The following is a 16,083-nucleotide window of genomic DNA, read 5'->3' as shown; positions in this document are numbered from 1 at the left end:
TCATCCTTTTAACATTGGCATATTAACGCCTTTTTCTTTTGCTGTACGAATTGCGATTTCATAGCCTGCATCCGCGTGACGTACAACGCCCATTCCTGGATCTGCTACTAATACGCGATTAATTTTATCTGCTGCTAATTGTGTGCCGTCCGCTACTAATACTTGACCTGCGTGCTGAGAATAACCCATACCAACACCGCCACCATGATGTAAGCTTACCCAGCTTGCGCCACCTGCTGTATTTACTAATGCGTTTAATAACGGCCAATCTGATACTGCGTCTGAACCGTCCATCATCGCTTCTGTTTCACGGTTTGGTGAAGCAACTGAACCTGAATCTAAATGGTCACGACCGAAAACAATCGGTGCTTTTAATTCGCCATTGGCAACCATTTCATTTACTTTTAATGCGAAACGATGACGATCGCCATAGCCTAACCAGCAAATTCGTGCCGGTAAACCTTGCCACTTCACCATTTTTTGCGCCATATCAATCCAATTCACTAAACCTTCATCCTCAGCAAACATTTCTTTTGCAAGCTGATCTGTTTTGTAAATATCTTCAGGGTCTCCCGATAATGCCGCCCATCGGAATGGTCCTTTTCCTTCGCAGAATAACGGACGAATATACGCTGGTACGAAACCTGGGAAATCAAAGGCATTTTCTACACCCATTTCTTTTGCGTAAGCACGAATGTTATTTCCGTAATCGAATGTTTCAGAGCCTGCTTCTTGGAATTCAAGCATTGTGCGAACATGTTCTGCCATTGTTTCTTTTGCAAGACGCTCATATGTTTTCACATCTGATTTGCGTAGCTTTAACGCTTCCTCCAACGTCATACCATTTGGAACGTATCCATTAATTGGGTCATGCGCAGAAGTTTGGTCTGTTACGAAATCTGGGATTATGCCACGGTTTAATAATTCACGGTTTACATCGGCACAGTTTCCTACTAATCCAATCGAAGCCGGTTCATTTGCAGCAGTTAGCTTATTCACAAGCGCAATCGCCTCATCCACTGTTTCAACAAGATAATCACAGTAACCCTCTTTAATTTTGCGTTCGATGCGCGTACGATCTACTTCTACAACTAAAATAACTGCACCCGCCATTTTTCCAGCTAGTGGTTGAGCACCACTCATACCACCCATACCACCTGTTAAAATGAACTTTCCACGTAAATCAGCTGTACCAAATTTCTTTTTCCCTGCTTCAACAAAACTTAAATACGTCCCTTGTAAAATTCCTTGTGCTCCGATATAAATCCATGAGCCCGCTGTCATTTGGCCGTACATCATTAAGTTGCGTTCTTCTAATTCATAAAAGTGATCCCAATTTGCCCATGCTGGTACTAAGTTTGAGTTCGCAATTAATACGCGGGGTGCATTTTCATGTGTTTTAAATACCGCAACCGGCTTTCCTGATTGGACAAGCATTGTTTCATCGTTCTCTAATTCTTTTAATGTAGCAATCATTTTATCGAAGCTTTCCCAATCACGGGCCGCCTTCCCAATACCGCCATACACAACGAGCTCATCTGGATTTTCTGCAACTTCCGGGTCTAAGTTGTTCATTAACATACGCATCGCAGCTTCCTGCGTCCAACCTTTACATGTTAATTCATTTCCTCTTGGTGCTCGAATATTTGTTTTAAATACCATCTTAATTCGCTCCTTTTAAATTACTATTCAATTACGCCCTAAGGTAGTTTTTCTCAGGCGTATTACATAATGTTGTTCTCAGCACAATTTACTGCTCTAAAATAAGAAAAATGCTATTGGTGTTACGATGATAAGTGTTAATACGACACGCTCAAACCAAATAATAATCATTTGGCGAATCGTTAATGGAATATCTGTTGATAAAATTACAGGTATTACCGCCGAGAAGAATAAAATTGCCGAAATCGAAATCACCGCAATGATAAACTTTGTAACCATATCAGCACCCGCTACAATTACTGCTGGTAAAAACATTTCAGCAATTGATACAGACATTGCCTTTGCTGCTAACATCGGCTCTGGAACTTGCAATAGATACGTAAATGGCACGAAAAGATATGCTAACCAATCAAATAATGGCGTATAAGTAGCCAGAACCAAGCCTAGTAATCCAATCGATAGAATTGAAGGAATGACACCCATTGCCATGATCAAACCATCTTTTAAATGAATATATAAGTTCTTTCCTAAGGATGGATTGGCAGCTGCCCCCTCCACCGCTTCTGTCCAAGCCGTTTTCAAGCGATCCTTCGTCACCACTTTTTCTGGCTGTGGTGTCGCATCTTCATAATATTCATTTTTAATTTTATTTAACGGGTAAATACGTGCTGTAATGGCTGTTACGATAAACGTCACAACGAGCGTTACCCAGAAAAACATATTCCAATGCTCCATTAAATCTAATGTTTTCGCTACAACAACCATAAATGTTGCCGATACCGTAGAGAAACCAGTTGCAATAATTGCCGCTTCACGTGCTGTATATTTTCCTTCTTTATACACTCGGTTCGTTAAAATTAAACCTACCGAATAACTTCCTACAAATGAAGCGACCGCATCTACCGCTGAGCGACCTGGTGTTCTGAAAACAGGCTTCATTACCGGCTGCATGAGCACCCCTATAAACTCAAGCAATCCATAACAAACAAGTAAGGCTAAAAATACAGATCCAATTGGAATAACTAAACCAACTGGCTTAATTAATTTTTCTAATAAAAACGGACCGATATCTGGATTAAATAACCAAGCTGGACCGAAGCCAAAAATAAGCATTACCCCAGCTACAAGTCCACCTATTTTAAAAATAGATAGCACCATCGTTACAGCTGATGTTTTCCATTTTTTAGTGACAAATGGATAGAACGCACCAAGCACGAGTAAAATTAAAACATAACCATTTACTAGAGTTGGCATATGCGTAGAAAAAGCGCTTACAACGTGGTCAACTAATATTGTTTTTTTGCCATTCCATTCAAATGATACAAAGAAACTAAAAATACCAATGAAACTGCAAATAATCATTTTCACAAATAAAGACAATTCGGATTTTCCAACTTTTCCAAGCTCTTGATTTTGTTCCTGTTGATAATTTGTCATTTTTCCACCCCTTTGCTACACTATAAATTTCTTTTTATTTAGAATAAATAGAAAAAAACATGTCTTTATAGTAAATTTATATAGGAATGAGTTATTTATTAAATATTAATAGTAATTTTATATAAAATAGTATTTTTATAAGGTGGGATGTAGTTAATGCGTATTTTATTATTGGAGCGTGATCAAGCTGAAATACAGGGCATTGAGTGGTATTTAAAAAATTATTTTTCAAGTGGTATGCAATTTTCGGGGATTACAGATACGATGGATTTAGAGCGAATGCTTCATTCATTTGAACCAACTATTCTTATGGTCGACGTGGCACTCGTCACTTCACATGTTGAGAAGCTACTAAAAAATCGAGCACTTCACATTATTTGTTTTACCGCACAGCCGATTTTTCAGCACGCGATGAAAGCAATCTCATTGCAAGCAAAGCAATTATTTGTGAAGCCGATTCCTTTAGAGCAATTAAAATCAACATTGATGACGTTGCCAGCTCTCGAAAGTACCGTCCCATTTACTAATTCAATGCAAACCGATGCCCAAATGTACGTTGATTTGTTTTTAAATTCGCCGCAAATTATTCAGTCGGCACAATCAAAATTCGTTTTAATTGAGCCTTCTAACTTCGATTCAAATTTACAGCTTTATCATTGGCTTATGCAGTCGCCTATTTTTTCAGAGCTCACAGCATTTCCATTGCAAAAACGTATTATATGTTTAATTTCAGGGCAGGAGCAAGCCCAACTCATTAAAAACTTACGCTTAGTTATACGGGAATGGTATACGATGACCGAGGAATTTCTAAATATCGCTATTTATGATGGAGCGGATGCCACTTTACGGGACATGTATACTGAGGCAAAACAAGTACTGACACAACGCTTTTATAAAGGTTATGAGCATGTTTTTTTAACTTCCCAATCTATTTCTTTATCGTATTTGGATCCGTTACTCACACCCGAGGAACAGCAACTTTGGATTACTTCTTTAGAGGAGGGCAATTTAACTGCGGTGAAGCAGTTTTTATATAAATTGACCGCACCGAATTGCTATTACTCACAAGATGAAGTGCGTATTCATTTAACAAGCATCCTTGCACAAATCCGACGTTTTATGTTGAAATATCATTTACATCATCAAGCAAAAATGGAAACACAGTATCGTGCATTATTTCACTTAATATTGGAGCATCCCATTTTATATGCGATTGTGCAGGAATTTATTTTATTCACGCAGCAGCTTATCCAAATTAAATTGGATTCGCAGCAAACTTTATCTGCAAATTATGCGGAGCTGGCGGTGGAATATATTGAGTCGTCTTATGAAAATAATGAGCTATCTTTAACAATGATTGCGCAGCATTTAAATATTAACGCCAATTATTTAAGCACTTTATTTTCGAAAAAATTGGGTGTACCTTTAAAAAAATTTTTACAGCAATTTCGTGTACAACAGGCGGCTAAATTATTGCTTGAAACAACCATTCCCATTGGAACGATTGCCGAATCAGTGGGCTTTTCAGATAGTAATTATTTTATTAAAGTTTTTCGTGAATATTATCATGTCACACCTTATCGCTACCGAATGGAAAAAGAACGGAAGCGCTAATATGCCCCTTTAGTTAAAACAGAAATATCAAATTTTTTTATGATTCTTCAATGATGGAATTTCATTTCCAACATCTCCATTCAACACATTATTTTGCACAAAAATTATATAAGATACTACAAATTGTAGTTCCCTTAACAAAAAAACCGCCTCAGAAAAACCGAGGCGGTGTAGCGGGTGCTTGGACACTCGCTTTAAAAAGTTAAAATGGAAATAATAATGGGACTGTAATCATCATGACAATAAACATAATGATTTGTAGTGGAACGCCTACTTTTACAAAATCCATAAACTTATAACCACCTGCAGTTAATACAAGTGAGTTTGTCGGAGAAGCAATTGGTGTTGCAAAGGCCATACTCGCCGCAGCTGCAACGCCAATCATAAATGTATACGGGTTTGCATCCATTGCTAGTGCTGCTGTAATCGCAATTGGTGAAAATAATACAGCCGTTGCCGTATTACTAACAAATTGACCGAAGACGACGGTTAATATATAGATACCCATTAATACCCCGTACGGACCGAAACCTCCAAGTAAATGGATAATTCCGTCTGCTAAAATGGTCATTCCGCCTGTATTTTCAAGCGCTGTTGCCATTGGAAGCATTGCAGCTACAAGTACAATACTTTCAAAATTCATTTTACCATAGGCATCATCCATGTTTCGTAGGCAGCCTGTAAGAATCATTAATACCGCGCCAATCAGTACTGCGATAACCGCATCAAATACTTCAAATACCATCAAACCAATCATTAAAAGCATAATCATACCAGCAATCGGTGCTTTTCCGCTCGCAGCTGCTGCACCTGCCTGTTCGCGTGGCTGCCCAACAACAACAACATCCTGTGTTTCGCGTGATAACAGTTCAATTTCATCCCACGTGCCTTGCACTAAAATCGCATCCCCGAATCGCAATTTTTGCTCGGCCATATTTTTTAACAAGTAATCCCCTTTTCGGTTAATTCCTAAAATATTGAGATTATACTTTTCACGGAAACCAATTTTACTTACGGATTCACCGATTAAACGCGATTGTGGTGTCAACAGAACTTCCGCTACCCCAATATTTTTCGAAATCAATTCTCTTACATTATCTTCATACGGTTGAATCGTTAACGCAAAATCCTGTGCAAAGCGCTCAACATCTTGTGCTAATCCTTGAACATATAGCTCATCCCCTGCGTAAATCACACTTGTAGGACCTGCAAGCTCTTGATAGGTCATCGGACGCAAATTAATGCCTTCCTGCGCTGCACCACGCTTAATTTTCATAATGTAAATATGGTATGTTGCTGGTAATTTTAAATCAGCAAGCTTTTTATCCATAATTGTTGACTGCTCACTTACAACCGTGCGGAAAAGTTTATCTTGTAAATCATATTCTTTCGCAAGTTTTTTGGGTGACAATTTATAACCTTCATTAGATTGTGAACGTTTTTCATCATTTGGTATCAATGTATTACGCACTAAAACTAAATAAATGATGACTGTTATCGTTGCTACAATCCCAATTGGTGTAATCGTAAAAAAACCAAGCTTTTCAAAGCCATGATCTACTAATGTTTGAGACGCGATTAAGTTCGTTGGCGAAGCAATTAATGTCATCAATCCCGACATACTTGCAATATAGGAAAGCGGCATTAAAAACTTCGAGGGACTTATCTTAATACTAAGCGCAATTGATACAACGATTGGTAGCATGAGTGCAACCGTTCCTGTATTACTCATAAATGCGCCAACCGTTGCTACGATAATTAATAACAAAATGAATAACCGTAACTCACTATCACCCGACCATTTTAATAGTAAATTCCCTGCCATCCCAGCTAGTCCCGTACGTAAAATTCCTGCACCAACTACAAACAGCCCCGCAATCATAATAACAACCGAATTCGAAAATCCGGCCAATGCTTCCTGAGGCGTTAAAATATTTAATACAACAAGTGATAATAACGCCATAATCGCAACAAGGTCTGCACGAAAACGATTTGTTGTAAATAGTATGATTGTCAGCGCTAAAATAATAAATGTTAACGTTAATTGCATAGTTATTTCCTTTCTTTCTATATACTCGCCCACCATTATATAGGATAGAACTCAATATCTCTTCCGCTTTCAACAGTTGTCACAGAAAAGATGCGGATTCAACCAATAATTAGACACAACGTTTTCAATTATAATAATCTATTTTCAATACCAGTATAGTGGAAACGCCCAGAAGTCATTCAATATTAACAAAACTGTTGCACTTTCATTGGAAAAAAAACCTTTCCAGTACAGATGTTTATAGGATAATCCTTACGGGTACAAGGCATATGAGTTTAATAAACTAAGAGAGCAAATAATTATCACAATATATAATTGTTATCTTAATATAAACATTACTTAAAAAGAATTATTATAATGTAGTAGCAATTCCGATTTAGATTTGTTATGATTATTAACGAAGAGTTTTTCAAAATTAATTTATTTAGGGGGAAACTTACTTATGACAAATGAACGTTTAACAACGATTACTGGAGCTCCAGTAGTATCTAACGATGATGTACAAACAGCTGGCCGTCGTGGTCCGGTTCTATTACAAGACGTATTTTTAATTGAGAAATTAGCAAACTTCAACCGTGAAGTAATTCCAGAGCGTCGTATGCACGCGAAAGGTTCTGGTGCATTCGGTACTTTTACCGTGACACATGATATTACAAAATATTCTAAAGCGGCAATTTTCTCTGAGATTGGTAAAAAAACAGAAATGTTCGCTCGCTTCTCTACAGTAGCTGGTGAGCGTGGTGCGGCTGACGCTGAGCGTGATATCCGTGGCTTTGCTCTAAAATTCTACACTGAAGAAGGAAACTGGGATATGGTTGGTAATAACACACCTGTATTCTTCTTCCGTGATCCATTACACTTCCCAGACTTAAACCACGTTGTTAAGCGTGACCCTAAAACGAACATGCATAACGGGAACTCAAACTGGGATTTCTGGACTTCATTACCTGAAGCATTACACCAAGTGACCATCGTTATGTCTGACCGTGGCATTCCAAACGGCTACCGCAAAATGCACGGTTTCGGTTCTCACACATATTCAATGATTAATACTGCAGGCGAGCGCGTATATGTGAAATTCCACTTCCGTTCTCAGCAAGGTATCGAAAACTTAACAGGTGCAGAAGCCGCTGAAATTATCGGTAAAGACCGCGAATCTTCTCAACGTGATTTATTCGAATCAATCGAAAAAGGCGATTTCCCGAAATGGAAAATGTACATCCAAGTGATGACAGAAGAGCAAGCACGTAACCACAAAGACGACCCATTTGATTTAACAAAAGTTTGGTTCAAATCTGAGTTCCCATTAATCGAAGTTGGTGAATTCGAATTAAACCGTAACCCAGAAAACTACTTCGCTGATGTTGAACAAGCTGCATTTGCTCCGTCTAACGTTGTACCTGGTATTTCATTCTCACCAGACCGCATGTTACAAGCGCGTTTATTCGCTTATCAAGATGCAACTCGTTACCGTTTAGGTGTTAACCATCACCAAATTCCAGTAAACACACCAAAATGTCCATTTATGGTTTACCACCGCGATGGTCAAGGGCGTGCCGATGGAAACCGTGGTTCAGCAATTACGTACTATCCAAACAGCTATGGTGCATTACAAGGTCAAGCACAATACAAAGACCCTGCATTAGCGCTTGATGGCCCTGCTGACATCTATGACTACCGTCAAGATGACGATAACTACTTTGAGCAACCAGGTAAATTATTCCGTCTTCAAACTCCAGAACAGCAACAACGTTTATTCGAAACGACGGCAGCTGAAATGAATGGCGTTGAAGATTTCATTAAACGTCGCCACATCTTACACTGCTACTTAGCTGATCCGGCTTATGGTGAAGGTGTAGCAAAAGCTATGGGTCTATCATTAGACGGTATGGAGCTTTCAAATCCTTACAAAGATAGTAGTAGCGTTGTTTAATATCCAACCTATAATCGCTTACACACCGCAAGTACTAATGCTATAGTACTTGCGGTTTTTTCGTTTGTACCTTTCCATGTTACTTCTCAAGCAGCACCGCCACCGCACCCGTTATAGTGCAATAAATTGATCATTTTCAAATAGTGTAATTCAAGTTTATATTAAAATTTCTAACATAAAAAAACACTACTAAGTGGAAATCCACCTAATAGCGCTTTAAACAAATAATATATTCGAAATATAAATAACGACCGTTACCGTTAAACAGCTAATAATTGTTGAAAACAACACGGTTTGTGCTGCTGTTGCCGATTCAATATCGTATTCTAATGCAAGACTCGAGCTATTACGCGATGTTGGGAACGCACTTGCTATAAATAACGATTGTGCAACCACACCATCTAACCCGATTGCAAAAATAATAAGAAGTGCCGCCGCAGGACCAATGATTAAACGCGTAAAGCAGCTAACAAAAATCATTTTATTAAACATCGTTCGCATCTCAATCGTTGATAGCTGTGCCCCTAACGTAATTAATGCTACTGCGACAAAGCCGTTTGCAATATGTTGAATCGGAATGCTAAACGTTTCGGGGATCGGTACATTTAAAAAGTTTAACAATGCTCCCAGAATAAGCGCATGGACAATGGGCATTTTCAAAAAGTCCCTTACAATGGCTAATCCCGATTTTGTCGACGAAATCAAATTGTACAACCCATATGTATACGTTGTCATATTTTGAAAAATAACGAGAATTACCTGTATCGCTACTCCGATAGGCTGCGTCGCAAAAATCATTTGTGCAACTGGAATTCCGTAGTTACCGGAGTTAATGAGTACGACGCTATTTTTAAATACCGCGCCCTCTTTTTTATCGAGCTTCATTAGCTTAACTAAAAGCTGGCTAAGTAACATTTGTGAGCCAATAAACAGTACAATAAATGCCGTAATCTGACCAATAACACTCAGTTCAACTGATGTTTCATAAATATTAATAAAAACGGCGGCTGGCATGAAGCAATACGTAATGAGGTGAGATAGCGCTTTTAAATTAAATTGAAACTTCCGCTGCAACACCGCACCAATAACTAATAATATTAAAATCGGTGCAACTATTTTGAAGAAAATCATCGATAAATAATCCATCCGAGCACTCCCTTTGTGCCTAATTACTCTAGTTGTTTATTATAACGTATTATTTCGTCCATGCGTTTGAAGTTTGACATTTTAACGTGAAAAACGTCTATGACCATAAAGATCATAGACGTAAATTTTATCCCGCATTAAGGGCCAGTAAGACGCCCACTTCAAAGTCAGTAGACAGCTAAGTGGGCGTTCAAACTGGCCCTAAAAGCCCGATTGGTGAAAGCTAATGCTCAGTGGGAATGAAGAAAATGCCCACCGAGCAAAGTTTCACTTTATAAATATTCGATTGCTGTGAGTGCGTTGTAGAATAGCTCTGCAAACTCACCGCGTGTTAATTGCTTCGTTGGCTCAAATGAATCCGTCGCCTTCACAACTCCGAATAGCTCTAAAATGGCAATGCTTTGACGTGCCTCTAGCGATAAATACGAAATATCCTTAAAGCTTGATTGGAAGCCACTATATACTCTTGAGACATCTCGATTTAAGTAACGGTACATATTGGCAATCATAATCGCTGCTTCTTGCTTTGTTACAGTCCCTTCACCATTGAAGTACGAAGAAGTGAAACCACTCATAATACCGGCCTCTAATAAGCCCTGTACATGACTCAAGTCTTGTTCATTTGTGACATCTTGGTAACTAGAGTGATTGCTGCTGGATAAATCAAGCGCTATCGCCATCATTGACGCCACTTCAAATTTCGTCACTTGCTTAGAGCTTTGAGATAAACGTGAATTTGTATCAAATAAAATGCCTCGCTTCGCTAATTCGCGCATTGCTGTACCTTGCGTATTATTCGGAAGATCACTATATACGGAAGCTGTTGCTGTTTTAAATGTTCCGCTTGATTTTGTTCGAATAATAAAGTTTGTGCCCTCAATTTTAAACGATGCTGACGAATTCGATGCTGACACACGTTCGATAATTTGAGAAGCATTGCCATTTAACACGCTAAACGGTACATGAATTTCTACATATTCTGAGAAAATCTTCGCCTGCTTCCCTTCTTTAAATTGAATGTTCAACTGGTTGTTAGCTACACTCACTGTCACACCAACTGTTGCTGTTGACGCTTTTAAATCAGCAGTTGGAATGACGATCTCAATTTCATCAGCCTTTAATATTTTGCTACGGTCCTTAATATTTTGTGCCTGTGTTGTCGTAATAGACGTTGTATAACGGCCATTTTGATATTTCATTGTTTCATATGTTGACCAATCCGTTGATGCTGTGAATGAAGACGATGACGAACTTGTCTCAGAATCATCTGGAATATAAATTGAATCATATTTTGGTTTCTCAATAATAATCGCGCCTGGCTTCATATCATGGATGTAGTCAGGGTAGTACGTATACACAAGATCAATATATTTCGGGTCTGTCCACATCGTCTCTAAACGTACAAGCTTTTCGTACGTTGTCACATACTTTCTTGCCTCGTAAGATAAACTATTGTAGTATGCACGTGCCTTCGCAATTTCAGCCTTCGTTGAATTACGATTGATGTCATTCATGTAAACGTCGAATGCATTGGCATCCAGCTTGGCCTGCTTAACAACGGTATCTTGGTAAATGATGTTTTTTTCGGCATCAATTAATTTTTGTAAGTTTGTTACGTATTCCTTCGCCAGTTGGCTTAAGGCATTATACGCAATACGAATATTTTTAATTTGAGCTTCTGTGTAGCTGCTTGTAATGCGGTCGATGCGGTCTTGCACCACTGCTGCTTCTTTTTTGGCTTGCTCGGACAGCTCTTTTAGGCGTGATTCGTAGTAAACTAGCACGTCTACTGTACGCTCCGGAACTAACTCTTTTGCTGTCTCTGTTAACGCATTATAGGCTACACGAATTTTATCAATATCCGCCTTTGATGTTTCATTTGTTAGTCCAGCAATCATATCAATTACTTTTTGGGCTGCGTCTCGATCCTCAAGTTCTACAAGATTTTGGAGTAATTCCTCTAGCTGATTATAATTGGTGATGAGCGCTTGCTGTTCTGTAGTTAATGCATCATATTTTTGCTGTGTTGCCTTTAATTGTTCTAATGAAGAAGCAGTTGATAACCCAGCAATTTCTTGGATAAGCTCCTTGATAAGTTGGTCTTCCGCTTTTAATTTTTCCCATAACGTTTTGAATTCCGCAAAGCGTGCTTCTGCTTCAACCTTCTCTTTATATATGGCAGCTACAGCATTTGTCTCATATTCGTCCCAAAGAACTTTCATTTCAGTATAAGTAACCGGTGTGTTTGTATTCTTTAACAATAGAGCGTGCATCTTTTGTATAAATGCGGTTGCTTGTTGTTCAAGATTTGCATCAGCTAATTCAGATTTCTTTTTTTCTAACTTGGATACATCTGTAGTATATAACCGATAAATTGGATCCAATGCTTGAATTTCAGCTAATAATGCATCAATTTTTGCTATCGTAAGTGCTGGATCGTTTTCTAAGTTTGCAATTTTATTTTGATAAGAAGTAACTGTCATACTAATATCTTGAGTAATTGATTCGTGATGTTCCCATGTATTGAGTAATTCTACACTTAACAATGTAAAAATAATTTCTAAATTTTCTTCCGTACCAGCAAAATCCGTACCCTCTAATTTAATTTTTAACGCGCTGAAAGCATCAATAAAGTCTTGAGGTTTACGATTTTCAATTTGCTCCAATGTTGTTAATAGAGAAGCATTAAATTTTTCAATTTCTTCTGTTACCTTTAACGCTACAGCATCTAAACTACCTTGAGCATTTTCCACACGTAATAAGAAGCCTGCCACTTTGTTTAACGCATCTGCTTTAGTTAATGTTGTTTGTCCTTTCAGAATCTCTTGCCATTGTGAATCATGAATACCTGCTTTTATGAGCGCATCAATTGCTTTTATTTTATTAATATATGCTTGCGTTAATTTATCTGGGTCATATGGTGTTTCATTAGAAATTGCGCTAATTGTTGCTATGTAGTTATTATCCTTAAATTCTTTAATAACTACTCTCATTTTCACAACTTCATTGATATGATTTTCGATACTTTGTCGTTCAGTAGTTGTTAGCAATGCGTTTAATTTGTTGTTTCCTTTAATCAGAAGGTATTTTGCTTCAAGCACATCAACATCAGCAATATAATCTTTACTCGTTGTGATGATCGAATCTAGTTGGTCTGTTAGCTTTTTCACTGTTTCAATAGACTGTTGTTTTTCAAAAATCATGCTTTCTAATTTAGAGATTGTTATAAAAGAAAGTTCTGCTTTTAATGCGCTTTCCAAACTATCTAATTTTACTTGAATCTTTGCTAGCTCTGTATAGTATGTTGCTGTTTTTTCTTTGTCTGTAGGGAAAGTATCAATAAATGTCCCTAAATTTGCATCTAAGTCTTTAAAGATGTTTAATTGATTTTTGGCATTTTCTAATATTGCGCTATTTGAAACGCTCGATTTTTTCGTTCCTAATGCATTGTATAATGCTAAAACACTTTCAATTTCTAGTGAAGTCCACTGACTTGAATCTCCCAGCGCGTCAATAGCTGTTATAACCGTTTGTACTGCACTATCTAAAGAGCTAATTGCATTACTTACTTCAGCATAGTAGGCAGGCATCGACGTTTGAAGTTTTGTTTTTTGATGTTCTGTTAGCATATAATACAGCTCAACTAATTTTGCCTTTTGCGCCTCTGTTACTGGAGATGTTAACGCATTAACAGCTTCTCTTATTTTGTCTAGTGCTAGCTGATCGAATTTTGCAGCATCTGTTACAGATGTTAACGTATATTCAAAAGATTGTTTATTTTGATTGGTTAAAGTTAATTTATTTAATGTACTGTCATAGCGAATGTTGCTTAAGGATTCATTCACTACTTTTGTAGCCGTAGTTGGTGTGCTAGGCGCAATTTGATATAGTGCCTTCCCCGAGCTATTATTAATAAAATAAACGACTTTATTTGTTGAATCTAATACTAAATTTCCGATATTTGTATGTGCCTTTAGAGAAGTTGGAGTTAAATTAGTTAAAGCCACATGGAATAACTCCCCTGCCTTCTCCTCATCAACATAATAGATTGCATCATTTACTTGAACTGAATTTGTAATCGTTTTAAAGATATCTTTAGAATCAAATGAAGTTACTGAAGGGGCCCCTAAAATAACCGTTTGACTATTATTTGTTAAGAAGTTTTTATATGAAATATTCGTACCATTAGAAGCCACTTCATCTTTTGCCACATCCAAGTGATACCATTTGCCATCATCTAATTTTACGATATTCCAAGAATGGTACTTTCCATCTGCAAGTCCGTATACATACTGCACATTAATACCCGCCTTATTTAACAATAAGTAAGTCCACATTGCATATGCATGCGATGATAAAGCCCCTTTTGAGTTAAAACCTGCCAAACCATGACTAGTAGCATTATAACTATTATTTTTGATTAAAAAATCGTGTGCAGCTTTAATTTTTCCTATCGTACTCGTTTGGGCTGAAATACCTGTTTGTTGTAACAAAGCAGGACTGTTATTTAATATACTTAACGTTGTCTGATCAGCAAAATATTCCGCAGTAAATGAGATAGTAGATTTAACAGCTGCATCTTGTCCTGTTTGAGTAATATGAACCGTTGCTTTTTTTAAGTACCCATAAGCCTTTAACGCTGTATCATTATCTATGTTATTTTTTAATTGTTGAAAAACCTTATCTACTTCTTCCTTGGCTTGCTCCTTCGTCTTTCCATTTAATTCATAAATAAAAGAAGTTTTTAATGCCGTTAAATTTGTTGAAATCGTATTTTCTAAATCTGGAATAGTTGTTACTGATTCTACTGTTATTGCATTTCCATTAGTTAATGCATTATTTATCTCAAAACTAACCGTCTCTTCAGCCGCTAAAGCCCCATCTGCCACTAAGACACTGGCCGGCACTGCAACCAACGCAGCTAAGATTTTTTTTGAATGGTTCATGTATGACACATCTCCTTCTCACTTCTAAATATATACAAAATCACATTACTTTTTATATCGGCAGACATCCCATAATTTAGAACAAAAATAGGTAACGAACTAAGCAAATAGATGCCATTTCGTAAAAAATGTCTAGTACAAAGCGCTAATATATCTCTATTTGCAGGAAGAAACGATACATGTTACTGTAAAATAAAACCAAGCATGAAGGAGGAACATTTGTGAAATGTTATTTCATTGCGATTTTTTGTGCAATCATTTCCCTCGGTAGCTTGGCACTTCCAGCCAATAACGCCGAGGCTAAACAATTATTTAAAGATATACCGACGAGCCATTACGCTTCTGAAGCCATTCAATGGGCATATGAATTTGATATAATTCACGGCTATCCTGACGGCACATTCCGCCCAAATCAGGCCGTCACCGAGCAGCAGTTTGCCCAAATATTCGTCAGTTATTTCGATTTAGAGCCTGTTGAAGAGGAGCTCATGAAATTTTCAAAAAAACAAATTGCCTCGGATGCCATTTATAATACGCTTGCTGCTTACCAAGTTCCGTTAAATGGTTACTTCGATAATCAAATCCGTAGCTCAGCCGTTACTCGTGGGACTGTTGCTCAAGCCCTTGCATATATGCTCAACGGTGACACGACGCTCAATTCGTCCATTCAATTTTTATTAGATTATTACATTACTTCTGGACAAAATCCGAAGTATGAAAACACTAATCTCCAACGCTATTTCGGTGCGTCGAATCATTTAACTCGCGCACAGCTTGTTGTTTTCTTTTACAAGCTACAATCAAAAAGCTTTTTCTATATTTCACCTAAAGCCGAACAAAGCTTTGAAAATACAGAGCACTACACACTCAATAAGCGCGCAAATTTAGCACGTAACATACTCGACAAATCACTAAGAAAAGGCTCCAATTGGTCTACAGAAGCAAACAACAAACCAAACAAAACATGGAACGGTGAGTACACGTATTTTTACACATATGGAAATGACGATCTCGATTCACGTGGACGTATTTTATCGATTACCAACAGTTCAAAATCCAGTTTCAACGTCACTTATTACACATACGATGGTTGGAACTCAGGTACAGTTGAAGGCGTAGCAACAATTGTTTCAGATAAAAAAGCGCGCCTAAACAAAACATCTGAAGGCACGCGTTGTGTCATTGAATTTGAAAAAATCGGTACTAACGTTATTAAGACAACTGAATATTATTGCGAAGCCGGTCGCGACAAAGGAACAAACTACAATGGTACATTAACGCTTGAAACGAACTAA

General features: G+C 37.6%; 8 protein-coding genes. 3 read left to right on the top strand and 5 right to left on the bottom strand.

Features of this window, described 5'->3' with window-relative positions:
* Together hutU and O7776_RS01180 are read right to left on the bottom strand one after the other, a co-directional pair.
* Complete coding sequence (hutU, locus tag O7776_RS01185) at window positions 1-1,662, bottom strand: urocanate hydratase (RefSeq protein WP_420802144.1); 1,662 nt, start codon at window positions 1,660-1,662, stop codon at window positions 1-3.
* Window positions 1,663-1,758: 96 nt separating this feature from the next.
* Window positions 1,759-3,099 carry a YjiH family protein gene (locus tag O7776_RS01180; RefSeq protein ID WP_274308839.1) on the bottom strand — a complete coding sequence of 447 codons (1,341 nt, stop codon included), beginning with the start codon at window positions 3,097-3,099 and terminating at the stop codon, window positions 1,759-1,761.
* 156 nt (window positions 3,100-3,255) lie between these two features.
* Here O7776_RS01180 and O7776_RS01175 point away from each other — a divergent pair, with 156 nt between their 5' ends.
* A complete protein-coding gene (locus O7776_RS01175) occupies window positions 3,256-4,713 on the top strand; it encodes a response regulator transcription factor (RefSeq protein WP_274308838.1) in 1,458 nt (485 codons plus the stop codon).
* A 202-nt stretch (window positions 4,714-4,915) separates the two neighbouring features.
* On the opposite strand, the gene O7776_RS01170 is transcribed toward O7776_RS01175, so the two are convergent.
* Entirely contained in the window at window positions 4,916-6,763 is a 1,848-nt protein-coding gene (locus O7776_RS01170) for an SLC13 family permease (RefSeq protein ID WP_274308837.1), read from the bottom strand.
* A 442-nt stretch (window positions 6,764-7,205) separates the two neighbouring features.
* Here O7776_RS01170 and O7776_RS01165 point away from each other — a divergent pair, with 442 nt between their 5' ends.
* Window positions 7,206-8,696: a catalase gene (locus O7776_RS01165; protein ID WP_274308836.1), complete on the top strand. Its 1,491-nt coding sequence runs from the start codon at window positions 7,206-7,208 to the stop codon at window positions 8,694-8,696.
* A 216-nt stretch (window positions 8,697-8,912) separates the two neighbouring features.
* On the opposite strand, the gene O7776_RS01160 is transcribed toward O7776_RS01165, so the two are convergent.
* Window positions 8,913-9,842, bottom strand: a complete 930-nt coding sequence (locus O7776_RS01160) for an AEC family transporter (RefSeq protein ID WP_241367285.1) — start codon at window positions 9,840-9,842, stop codon at window positions 8,913-8,915.
* A gap of 272 nt (window positions 9,843-10,114) precedes the next feature.
* Window positions 10,115-14,788, bottom strand: coding sequence for an S-layer homology domain-containing protein (locus O7776_RS01155; RefSeq protein WP_274308835.1), 4,674 nt, complete (start codon window positions 14,786-14,788; stop codon window positions 10,115-10,117).
* A 221-nt stretch (window positions 14,789-15,009) separates the two neighbouring features.
* On the opposite strand from O7776_RS01155, the gene O7776_RS01150 reads away from it, so the two are divergent.
* Window positions 15,010-16,083, top strand: coding sequence for an S-layer homology domain-containing protein (locus tag O7776_RS01150; protein WP_274308834.1), 1,074 nt, complete (start codon window positions 15,010-15,012; stop codon window positions 16,081-16,083).

The organism is Solibacillus daqui (assembly GCF_028747805.1).
Lineage (GTDB): Bacteria > Bacillota > Bacilli > Bacillales_A > Planococcaceae > Solibacillus > Solibacillus daqui.
This window is presented reverse-complemented; position numbering and strand designations above follow the sequence as displayed.